An 11,170-nucleotide genomic window follows, 5' to 3' on the forward strand; every position below is an offset into this window, starting at 1 on the left:
ACGTCGGGGACTTCGTCGGCGGCGAACGAGGGGCCAATCACCTTGCCGGCGACGGACTCACCCGAAAGCCGGGTGCCATCGGATCCCGCCAGGGTGATCTGGTACCACTCCTGGCCGTCCTTGTCGACGCCCAGCACGCCGATGTGGCCGCTGTGGTGGTGTCCGCAAGAGTTGATGCAGCCGCTGATGTGCAGGTCGATCTCGCCCAGGTCGTTCAGCTCTTCCAGATCCTGGTAGCGCGCCAGAATGGCTTGCGCCAACGGCAACGAACGCGCGTTGGCCAAGTCGCAGAAATCCCCACCGGGGCAGGCGATCATGTCGGTCAGCAGACCGATGTTGGGCTTGGCCAGGCCCAGGCGACGGGCTTCGCGCCAGAGTTCGGGCAGTTGGTCGCAGCGCACCCAGGGCAGCAGCAGGTTTTGTTCGTGCGTCACCCGCACTTCACCTGCCGAGAAGCGGTCGGCCAGGTCCGCCGCGCGGTCGAGTTGCTCGGCGGTGGCGTCGCCGGGCGCTTGCCCCAAGCGTTTGAACGACAGCGTGACGGCGCGCAAATCGGCGTTCTGGTGCGGCGCCACGTTCTTCTGCAACCAGCGGCCAAACTCCACATCGTCTTCGGCGGCGGCTTTCAAAATGTGCGCGATCTTGGCGTCGGCGCTCTTGCGGTCGCAGTTCAGGGCCGGCGGCACGAAGAACGCCGTCATGCGGTCCAGCTCGGCCTGGGTGATGGTGTGGGGTGCACCGTCGATGGCCACGATGTCGCGGTATTCGGCTTCCACCTGGTCGGTGAACTGCTGGCCCTCGGCCTTCACCAGGATCTTGATGCGGGCCTTGTACTTGTTGTCGCGGCGGCCAAAGCGGTTGTAGGCGCGCACGATGGCTTCGAGGTAGTTGAGGATCTGGTTCCACGGCAGAAACTCGCGGATCACCGCGCCAATCAACGGCGTGCGGCCCATGCCACCGCCCACGCGCACCTGGAAGCCCAGCTCGCCATCCACGTTGCGCAGCAGGCGCAGGCCGACGTCGTGCCAGGCCGTGGCCGCGCGGTCTTCGCGCGCGCCCGTGATCGCGATCTTGAACTTGCGTGGCAGAAAGGCGAACTCGGGGTGCAGCGTGCTCCACTGGCGCATGATTTCGGCAAACGGGCGCGGGTCGGCCACCTCGTCCACCGCGATACCGGCCAGCGCGTCGGTGGTGATGTTGCGGATGCAGTTGCCGCTGGTCTGGATGCCGTGCATGCCCACGCTGGCCAACAAGTCCATCACGTCGGCCGAGCGGTGCAGCGGAATCCAGTTGTACTGCACGTTTTGCCGGGTGGTGAAGTGGCCATAACCGTCGGGCAGGCTGGGCACGTCGGCCAGCGCCGCATTGGCCTGACTCACATCGTGGTCCGCCTTGCGGTCGTATTCGCGTGCGATGCGCGCCAGCACCCGCAACTGGTCGGTGTTCAGTTCGCCGTAGGGCACGGCCACGCGCAGCATGGGCGCAAAGCGCTGCACATACCAGCCGTTTTGCAAGCGCAGGGGGCGGAACTCTTCTTCGGCCAGCGTACCCGCCAGTCTGCGCTCCAACTGGTCGCGGTACTGGGCGGCTCGCAAGCGAACAAACTGGCGATCGAATTCGGAATATTGGTACATCGTCGGGCTCGGGGGAGGGTTAGATGGCGATCAGTTTGGTGCCGGCATAGGCCAGCAACAGCGAGAGCAAAGAACGCACCAGGCGTTCTGGCGTGCGGCTCATGAGGCGCGAGCCCAGCCAGATGCCGGGCAAGGAACCGGCGAGCAACTGGGCCAGCAGCGGCCAGTCCACCGAACCCAGCGAAGCATGGCCCAGACCAGCGACCAGGGTCAGCGGCACGGCGTAAGCGATGTCGGCGGCCACGATACGCGGCAGCGGCAACATGGGAAACAGCAACAGCAGAACGGATACGCCGATGGCGCCAGCACCGACCGAGGTCAGCGTGACCAGCGTGCCGATCACGGCCCCGAACAGCACCGGCAGACTCCAGTGGCGGGCGTTCATGGCCTGGTCCAACTGGTCGTCGCTGAGCACGCGGGGAAGTTGTTTGCCACGCGCGGCCTTGTAGAGCATGGCCGCAGCGGTGAGCAGCAAGGCCACACCCAGGGTGCTGGTCATGGCCGACTGCACCGCCGGGTCTGCCGGACCCAGCCGGTGCAGGACATACAGTGTCATCAGCGCGGCGGGCAGGCTGCCCGCGCACAACTGGCCCACCACGCGCCAGGGAATCAGGCGTTGGCGTGCCATGCTGAGCGTGCCACCCATCTTGGTGAAGGCGGCAAACAGCAAATCTGTGCCAATGGCCATATACGGCTTGACACCAAAGAAGAAGATCAGGATGGGCGTCATCAAAGACCCCCCTCCCACGCCGGTCAGACCGACGATGAGTCCAACGGCGAATCCGGCAATGATGAGGGCGATGTCAGGCATGCTGGCGACTATAGGGAGATGTTTATATATCTCAAACTACATATTTTTCATTTCCATATTCTTATATTGAATATAAAACGGGTGCGGACAGCAAAACCGGTGTGAAAACATTGCCGCTCGAAGTGGTGCCGGGGCGCGTTGGCAGGCGTAATATTCGCGCCATGTTGAAACAGCGGATTTACGTCAGTGTGGTCGGGTTTTCCGACGTGGAGCGCCATGCGCTCAACACCTTGTTTCGGCTATCGGAAGAACGTGAGTTCACTTATGTGCCCTGGGTGCCGCTGGTGGCGCCCAATGCCGAGCCGATGACGGGCATGGTGACCATCGCGGTGGCTCTGGTGGATGGCGACAGCGTGGAAGCCGTGCTTTCGCATGCGCGTGAGCTGCCGTTGGGGCAACGACTGATCTGGGTCGGGCCCGATGCCCCGGCACACGCCTGGCGCGTGCTGAGTCGACCGATCCAGTGGGCTGAGGTGCTGAGCGATCTTGACGCCGTGTTCGCCGCGCGGCAGGCCGATTCGGGCTTGTTGGACTTGGACGTGACCTCGCCGGCGCCACTGGCCGACGAGTTTGGCGTACATCTCAGTCCGCCCAAGCGGGCCTTGCTCGTGAGTTCGGATCTGGAGGAGCGCACCTATCTGCGTTCGCGCTTGGCCCTGGCGGGCATTGTCGATGTCGATGGTGTCACCAGCAGCGAGTCGGCAGCGGAGATGATCGGGCGACACCGTTACGTTTGTGGCGTGTTCAATCTGGATGACCAGTTGCTGGACGCCTGGTCTTTGGCCTCGCTGTTTCGCCAGCGCAATCCCGACTCCCTCACCATGGCCACCAGCCAGCTGGCGAGTCCGCTGTCCGATTGGTGGAGCCGCAAGCGCATCAAGCGCGATACCGACCGCGCGGGCATCCGGGTCTTGCTGGCCAAACCTTTGCAGCCGCGAGAGATCTCGCAGTGGATGGCGCTTCTGTAGCGTTCAGTTGTCCTGTCGGCGGGCCTGTTTCCAGGCAAAACGGGCGGGGTCCAGGGCTTGCAGAAAATCGGTGTGTGGATCTGGCCCCAGGCCTTGCGCCTCCAACCCCTGTATTTGCGAGGCCAGCGCGCTTGCACACCAATGCGCCAGCGTGAGACCGCGCGAGCCCAGCGCGCTCAGTATGTACAGCCCTGGCCAGCGCGGCGCCTCGGAAAGAGGAATGCGGCCACTGCGTGCCCCCGCCCGTATGCGGGGGTCTTGCAGGCTGGCGACGTCGGGCAGTTCGCCCACCAGGGGCAAGCGGTCCAGCGAGGCGCAGCGCACTTGCGACCACCCCATCAGCGTCTTTGCAGCCAGGGCTTGCGCCATCTGCTCGGCGGCGCTGGGGCACAAGGTCTGCAGGCTTTTCAGATTCTGCGCATGATCTTCCTCGCTGACGAGGGTGTTGTCTTCTCCGCGTCGGTAGGTCGAACCCATGCTCCACAGGCGCTGCGGCCAGTCGGGGGCGAGGCCCGCGTCTTCGTAGGCCGGCACAAAGACGCCCTGGTTGCGCTGGGGGCGTGGCGCCATGGGCGCATGGTCCAGTGCGGCCAGGCTCATCTGCCCTTTGACCGGGCGCAGCGGAAGGTTGTTCGCGTCCAGCAAGGGCGACGTGGTTTGCAGCAGGCGCAGGGCGTCAAAGGCGTTCGCCACCACCACCACCCCAGCTTGCGCCAAGCTGCGTTGTTGCGCGTCCAGAACCAGCCAGCCCGTGCCAGAGGCGGTTTGCATCACATGGTCAACCCGCGTGTTCCAGAGCGTGTGCAGCTGCGTGCGGGCACGGGCCTCGTCCAGCCAGGCATGGACCAGCGCAGCGGGGCGCACCAGCGCAGCTGGCCAACGCCCGGGCTGGTGCCCATGGTTGTCCACTTCGCAGTCTTGCCAGCCTTGCCCTTGTGGCAGCAGGCGCTCCAGCTCCAGCCGGGTCGACGCAACCCCCAGCGCCGACAGGCGAGACAGGGGCGTGGGGGCTCGGGTCACGTGCGGGCTCAGCATGCCCACGGGCAGGGCCGAGGCGCCTTGGGCCGGCCCGCTTGCGCGGTCGATCAGTGTGAGCGTCCAACCCAGGCGCGCCAAGGCGGCGCAAACAGCGGCGCCAGCCAGACCGGCGCCGATGACCACGGCGTGCCGTGCAGATTCAGGGGGTGGAGCCACGTTGACGAGGTCCAGGCATCGGTGGGATGTGGGCCACGCCTGGGTGCTGTGTCGGCTTATGCGTCGGCAGGCGGTGGCACATAGCCCACCGCCGCATCGGCGCCTTCGCCGAAGAAATGTTTTTCCATCTGGCGGGCCAGGTATTGGCGGGCACGCGCGTCGGCCAGATTCAGGCGGTTTTCGTTGAGCAACATGGTCTGGTGCTTGAGCCAGGCGGCCCAGGCTTCCTTGCTCACGTTCTCATAAATGCGCTTGCCCAGTTCCCCGGGGTAGGGCGGGAAATCAAGACCATCGGCTTCCTTGCCGAGTTTGATGCAGTTGACGGTGCGTGCCATGGGGAGTCCTTGATGAATGGGGTAGCGGGTTTCGTTTGCGCGTGCAAAACGATCCGCGTGTGGGGTGGGGCGCGGTGGCGGAACACCCCGCCAGATGCGCCACGCCAAGACCGCCACTGTATCAAGCTTTTTGCCGGATACGCCTGGCGGACACGGCCCCACAACGCAGGGCCGGAACTATTCGGATCGTGGGCACTCCTGTCTGGGCGTCACAATGGCGCTGGCCATTGCGCCACCATCGGCTTGCATCACTCCATCTCCTATGTTCATTTCTGCTTTTGAAAACCATCCGCGCCGGGTATTGGCCGCGATCGCACTCGGCTGCCTGGGTCTGCTGGCTTTTGGTCTGTATCTGCAACACGTGGTGGGCCTGGAGCCTTGCCCAATGTGCATCGTGCAGCGCTACGCCTTGGTGCTGGTGGCCCTGGTGGCCGGGGGTGCAGCCCTGTTCAAGAACCGCTTCTGGCTGTTTGGCGGGGTGATCAAGGTCGGTGTGCTGGCTGTGCTGGGCGCTGGCGTGGCGGCGCGGCAAAGCTGGTTGCAGTGGAACCCGCCCGAGATCCTGAGTTGTGGCCGCGACTTCTTCGGCATGATCGAATCGTTCCCGCTCAAGCGCGCCATCCCCATGATCTTCAAGGGCAGTGGCGATTGTTCTACCGTGGACTGGACCTTTCTCGGTCTGTCCATCGCCAACTGGTCTTTCTTGTGCTTCAGCGGCATCGCTTTGCTGGCGCTGCTGTTGTGGCTGAAACGCCGCCCCGGCTGATGGGCCCAGGCTGGTTCGCTCAGACCAGTTTTTTCACCAGCACCACGCTTTTGCGATCCCAGTTGTAGTGGCGCTTGCGCGCGTCGGGCAGCCAGTCGGCGTTCATTTGTACAAAGCCGCGCTTGATGAACCAGTGCATGGTGCGCGTGGTGAGCACAAAAATGCTTTGCAGCCCTTGTGCCTTGGCGCGGTTTTCGATGCGTTTGAGCAAGCGTTCGCCATCGCCCTGGCTTTGCACGTGGGGCGACACCGTGAGCGCAAACATTTCGCCGGTGTGGGCCTCGGGGTAAGGGTAGAGCGCGGCACACCCGAAGATCACACCATCGTGTTCGATGATGGTGTAGAAGCTGGCGTCGCGTTCGATCTCGGTGCGGTCGCGTTTGACCAGGGTGCCGTCTTTTTCAAACGGCTCGATCACCGCAACAATGCCGCTCACGTCGTCGATGGTGGCCTCGCGCAAGCTCTCCAGCTTCTCGTCCACCACCATGGTGCCAATGCCATCGTGGGTATAAATCTCCAGCAACAGGCAGCCTTCCACGGCAAACGGCAGGATGTGGCTGCGCTCCACACCGCCTTCGCAAGCGCGTATGCAGTGCTGAAGATAAAAAGCGGTGTCGGTGGGCTGGGTGGCGCTGGGCAGGGTGGCCAGCATTTTTTTCGCGTCGGCCAGCGGCAGCTCGGTGTCGATGGCGCTCTCGGGGTCGTTGGCATCCACCGGAATGCCGGGCACTTCGGTCAGGAACATGAGCTTGTCGGCCTGCAGGGCCGTGGCCACCGAGGTCGCGACATCTTCCATGGTCAGGTTGAAGGCTTCGCCGGTGGGCGAAAAACCGAACGGTGACATCAGCACCAGGGCACCCATTTCCAGGGTGCGCTGGATGCCCACGGCATCGACCTTGCGGACCAGGCCGGAATGGATGAAGTCCACGCCGTCCATCAGCCCAACCGGACGCGCCGTGATGAAGTTGCCCGAAATCACCCGCACCGTGGCACCGGCCATGGGGGTGTTGGGCAGGCCCTGGCTGAACGCGGCTTCGATTTCGTAGCGCAGTTGGCCCGCCGCTTCCTGGGCGCAATCCAGGGCCACAGAGTCGGTGATGCGCAGGCCGTGTGAGTATTTGGCTTCGTGGCCCTTGGCTTGCAACTGTTCGTTGACCTGGGGGCGAAAGCCGTGCACCAGCACGATCTTGACGCCCATGCTCTGGATCAGAGCCAGGTCCTGGGCGATGGTTTGCAATTTGCCGGCCGCGATGGCTTCGCCCGCCATGCCCACGACCAAGGTATTGCTGCGGTGCTTGTGGATGTAGGGCGCAACCGAACGGAACCAGGGCACGAAGGTGAAATTGAAGACGTCGGACATGGGCAGGGCGGTGGGTAGGGCGGGGCGCCGATAATGTGCAGTTGCCCGATTTTGACCGAAGTTGCGTTTTGCCCACCTTGCCCTTTCACATTGAATTTCCCGAAGCCTTGCCGGTTTCGGCACGGCGCCACGAGATCGAGGCCGCTATTGCCGCGCACCAGGTGGTGATCGTCTGTGGTGAAACCGGCTCTGGCAAGACCACGCAGTTGCCCAAGATTCTGTTGACCATGGGGCGCGGCAAATGCAACGCCAAGCCCGGTCAGCGCGGCCAGATGATCGGCCATACCCAGCCGCGCCGTATCGCCGCCTCCAGCGTGGCCAAGCGCATTGCCGAAGAGCTGAAAACCCCGCTGGGCGAGGTGGTGGGCTACAAGGTGCGCTTCCAGGACCGGCTCTCGAAAGACGCTTCGGTCAAGCTGATGACCGACGGTATCTTGCTGGCCGAGACCCAGACCGATCCCGATCTGCGCGCCTACGACACCATCGTCATCGACGAGGCGCACGAGCGCAGCCTCAACATCGACTTTTTGCTGGGCTACCTGCGCCAGCTGCTGCCGCGCCGCCCCGACCTGAAGGTGGTGGTGACGTCGGCCACCATCGACGCCGACCGGTTTGCGCGCTACTTTGCGTCCAAAAACGGTCCAGCTCCGGTAATCCAGGTGTCGGGCCGCACCTTCCCGGTGGAGGTGCGCTACCGGCCGTTCGAAGAGAGCCGAGAGACCGATCTGAACACCGCGATTGCCGATGGCGTGGACGAGTTGTGGCGCGGTGGGGCCGGTGGCGACATCCTGATCTTCTTGCCCGGTGAGCGCGAGATCCGCGAGGCCGCCGACCACCTGCGCAAGCACCTCAGCCACCAGCCTGTTTTGCGCAACGCAGAGGTGCTGCCGCTGTTTGCCCGGCTCTCGCAAGCCGAGCAGGAGCGCATTTTCCAGGAGCACAGTGGTCGGCGCATCGTGCTGTCGACCAACGTGGCCGAAACCTCGCTCACCGTGCCCGGCATCCGCAACGTGATCGACGCGGGCACGGCGCGTGTGAAGCGTTACAGCTTCCGCCAGAAGGTGGAGCAGTTGATGGTGGAGCCCATCAGCCAGGCCGCCGCGAACCAGCGGGCCGGGCGCTGCGGCCGGGTGGCCGACGGCATCTGCATCCGGCTCTACGACGAGGCGGGTTTTGCCGGACGCCCGGCCTTCACCGATCCGGAAATTCTGCGCAGCTCCTTGGCCGGTGTCATCTTGCGCATGAAGGCTTTGCGTCTGGGCGCGGTGGAAGATTTCGCCTTTATCGAGATGCCGCAAAAGCGCGCCATCGTGGACGGCTACCAATTGCTGGCCGAACTCGGTGCGGTGGACGAGGCCAACGAACTCACGCCCATCGGGCAGACGCTGTCGCGCTTGCCGCTGGACCCGCGCGTGGGCCGCATGATTTTGGAGGGCCAGCAGCGCGGCGCGCTGGACGAGGTGCTGGTGATCGCCTCGGCCTTGAGCGTGCAAGATGTGCGCGACCGGCCGCTGGAGCGCCAGGCCGCCGCCGATCAGGCCCACGCCAAGTTCGACGACGAAAAAAGCGAGTTTGTGGGCACGCTCAAGCTGTGGAAATGGCTGGAAGACACCAAGGGCGGTCACGGCAAAGACCACAAGCTCAGCCACCGGCAATACGAAGGCCAACTGCGCGAGAATTTCATCAACGTGCGCCGGGTGCGCGAATGGCGCGACACCCACACCCAGTTGCACACCGTGGTGGCCGAACACCGCTGGGCGCTCAACAGCACGCCGGCCAGCTACGAGCAACTGCACTTGGCCATGTTGTCGGGCTTGTTGGGCAATATCGGCTGCAAGAACGAAACCGAGGACTGGTACCTGGGCGCACGCGGCATCAAGTTCTACCGCCACCCCGGCGCCAACCTGAGCAAGAAGCCCGGGCGCTGGATTTTTTGTGCCGAACTGGTGGAGACCACACGCCTCTTTGGGCGGGGCATTGCCAACTTCGATCCGGCATGGCTGGAGCAGGTGGGGGCGCATCTGCTGAAAAAGCAGTTGCTGGACCCGCACTGGGAAAAGAAGGCCGGGCGCGTGTCGGCGCTGGAGCGCGCCACCTTGTACGGCCTGGTGGTCTACCACAACCGCCGCACCGACTACGGTCGGGTTGATCCGGCCGGGGCGCGCGAAATTTTCATCCGCGAAGCGCTGGTGGCCGGCGACTGGGAAACCCGTTTGCCCTTTCTGGCCGCGAACCAGAAGCTGGTCAAACAGGTGCAGGAGCTGGAGCACAAGGCGCGCCGCCAGGACGTGCTGGTGGACGAGGAGCTGATCTACGCGTTCTACGACCAGCAGTTGCCCGCCGACGTGTGCAGTGGCGTCAGCTTGGAGCGCTGGTACCGCGAAGCGGCGCGGCTCAACCCCAAGCTCTTGCTGCTGACCCGCGAAGAGCTCATGCGCCACGAGGCCGCGGGCATCACCACCCAGGCTTTTCCCAAGCACCTGCGTCTGGGTGGCGTGGATTGTGTGGCGACCTACCTGCACGAGCCTGGTGACCCGCGCGACGGTGTGAGTGTGACGGTGCCGATCTTTGCGCTCAACCAGGTGAGCGAGGAGCGCTGCGAGTGGCTGGTGCCCGGGATGTTGAAGGAAAAGGTGCTGGCGCTCCTGAAAACGCTGCACCAACGTCCGCGCTCGCGCCTGGTTCCTTTGCCGGCGAGCGCCGAGCGCTTTGTGCAGGCCCTCAGCGATCCGGCCGTGTTCGGCGCCGGCAGCTTGCTGGACGCCGTGCTGAAACTGGTGCGCGAGGCGACACAACTCGACATCCAGCGCGCCGACATCAAAGCCGATATGTTGAGCGCCCACCAGTTCATGCACCTGCGGGTGGTGGACGAACATGGGCGGCAGTTGGGGCAGGGGCGCAACCTGGGCGCGCTCAAAGCCGAGCTGGGCGGCCAGGCGCGCGGCGCGTTCCAGGCCTTGGCCTCGCTCAAGCTGCAGGACCTGCGTGCGGCAACGGCACCTGCAGGGCCGTCCGCCACCAGCGCCGCCGCGCGTGCCGCAAGCACCACCCAGCCCGCCCCGGCTGCTGTGGCGACGCCCAAGGCCGATGTCAAACACACCCGCTGGGATTTTGGCGAATTGCCCGAACTGATGGAGATCCGCAAAGGCGGGCAGACCATGATCGGGTTTCCGGCTTTGATCGACGCCGGTGATGGTGTGGTCATCGAAGTGTTCGACGAGCCCGAGATGGCACAGACCCGGCACCGCGAAGGTCTGCGCCGCCTGTTTGCCCTGCAGATACGCGATGCGCTGAAGTACCTCGAAAAGAACCTGCCCGGTTTGCAAGCCATGGCGGTGGCCTATATGCAGGTGGGCAAGGGCGGCGACGGCGGGACCGGTGGCACGCTGGAGGAACTGCGCGCCCAAATCATCGAGCTGGCACTCGACCGCGCCTTCTTGCTCGACCCCCTACCCAGCGATGCCGATGCCTTTGGCCGCCGGGTGGAAGAGGGCCGTGGGCGCCTGACCCTGATTTCCAGCGAAATTGCCCGCACCACCGGTACGATTTTGAGTGAATACGCACTGGCCGCTCGCAAGCTCAAAGACAGCAAGGCGGGCGCAGAACAAGCCGCCGACATTGCCTTGCAGCTGCAGCGCCTCGTGCCCAAACGTTTTCTGCTGCAGACGCCTTACGCGCAACTGCAGCACTTTCCCCGCTACCTGAAAGCGGTGCAGCTGCGGCTGGACAAATGGCGTGCCGACCCCGCCCGCGACACCGCCAAATTGGCCGAGCTGCGACCGCAAGACCAACGCTTTTGGCGCCTGGTGGCGGAGCGCAAGGGCGCACAGGATGCACGGCTCCAGGAACTGCGCTGGTTGCTGGAAGAACTGCGCGTCAGCTTTTTTGCACAAGAGTTGCGCACACCGCAGCCCGTGAGTGTGAAGCGGCTCGACAAAGCCTGGGCGCAGCTCAACAGCTAGGAGCCTGCGCGGCAGAAGAGGCGTCGGCTGAAAATCGCCCGCAACGGTCCATTTTTCACCGTCTATTTGCCCCATAGCCGGGCTATGGGGCTGCACATCCGGCAAAAACTGTCCTCGCTGGGGGCGATTTTCGCTTTCGA

Annotated in this window: 8 protein-coding genes; 3 read left to right on the plus strand and 5 right to left on the minus strand. The window is 64.3% G+C overall.

Annotation, left to right across the window (positions count from 1 at the left end):
* Together ABYB95_RS09070 and ABYB95_RS09075 are read right to left on the minus strand one after the other, a co-directional pair.
* A partial coding sequence (locus ABYB95_RS09070) for a nitrite/sulfite reductase (protein WP_372658136.1) occupies positions 1–1,634 on the minus strand: 1,634 nt, incomplete at its 3' end.
* A gap of 19 nt (positions 1,635–1,653) precedes the next feature.
* Positions 1,654–2,445 (minus strand): sulfite exporter TauE/SafE family protein, encoded by a 792-nt coding sequence (locus ABYB95_RS09075; protein WP_372658137.1) that lies wholly within the window; start codon positions 2,443–2,445, stop codon positions 1,654–1,656.
* Positions 2,446–2,606: 161 nt separating this feature from the next.
* On the opposite strand from ABYB95_RS09075, the gene ABYB95_RS09080 reads away from it, so the two are divergent.
* Positions 2,607–3,413 carry a hypothetical protein gene (locus ABYB95_RS09080; protein ID WP_372658138.1) on the plus strand — a complete coding sequence of 269 codons (807 nt, stop codon included), beginning with the start codon at positions 2,607–2,609 and terminating at the stop codon, positions 3,411–3,413.
* A 3-nt stretch (positions 3,414–3,416) separates the two neighbouring features.
* On the opposite strand, the gene ABYB95_RS09085 is transcribed toward ABYB95_RS09080, so the two are convergent.
* Both ABYB95_RS09085 and ABYB95_RS09090 read right to left on the minus strand, forming a co-directional pair.
* Positions 3,417–4,607: an FAD-dependent oxidoreductase gene (locus ABYB95_RS09085; RefSeq protein WP_372658139.1), complete on the minus strand. Its 1,191-nt coding sequence runs from the start codon at positions 4,605–4,607 to the stop codon at positions 3,417–3,419.
* 56 nt (positions 4,608–4,663) lie between these two features.
* Positions 4,664–4,942 carry an oxidative damage protection protein gene (locus tag ABYB95_RS09090; RefSeq protein WP_372658140.1) on the minus strand — a complete coding sequence of 93 codons (279 nt, stop codon included), beginning with the start codon at positions 4,940–4,942 and terminating at the stop codon, positions 4,664–4,666.
* A 262-nt stretch (positions 4,943–5,204) separates the two neighbouring features.
* On the opposite strand from ABYB95_RS09090, the gene ABYB95_RS09095 reads away from it, so the two are divergent.
* Complete coding sequence (locus ABYB95_RS09095; protein ID WP_372658141.1) at positions 5,205–5,708, plus strand: disulfide bond formation protein B; 504 nt, start codon at positions 5,205–5,207, stop codon at positions 5,706–5,708.
* A 19-nt stretch (positions 5,709–5,727) separates the two neighbouring features.
* Here the strand turns inward: ABYB95_RS09095 and argA are convergent, their stop codons facing one another.
* Positions 5,728–7,068, minus strand: a complete 1,341-nt coding sequence (gene argA / locus ABYB95_RS09100) for an amino-acid N-acetyltransferase (RefSeq protein ID WP_372658142.1) — start codon at positions 7,066–7,068, stop codon at positions 5,728–5,730.
* A gap of 68 nt (positions 7,069–7,136) precedes the next feature.
* On the opposite strand from argA, the gene hrpA reads away from it, so the two are divergent.
* Positions 7,137–11,030, plus strand: a complete 3,894-nt coding sequence (hrpA, locus tag ABYB95_RS09105; protein WP_372658143.1) for an ATP-dependent RNA helicase HrpA — start codon at positions 7,137–7,139, stop codon at positions 11,028–11,030.
* The last annotated feature ends 140 nt before the right edge of the window (positions 11,031–11,170 follow it).

The sequence above is a fragment of the Hydrogenophaga sp. genome (genome assembly GCF_041633695.1).
Lineage (GTDB): Bacteria > Pseudomonadota > Gammaproteobacteria > Burkholderiales > Burkholderiaceae_C > Hydrogenophaga.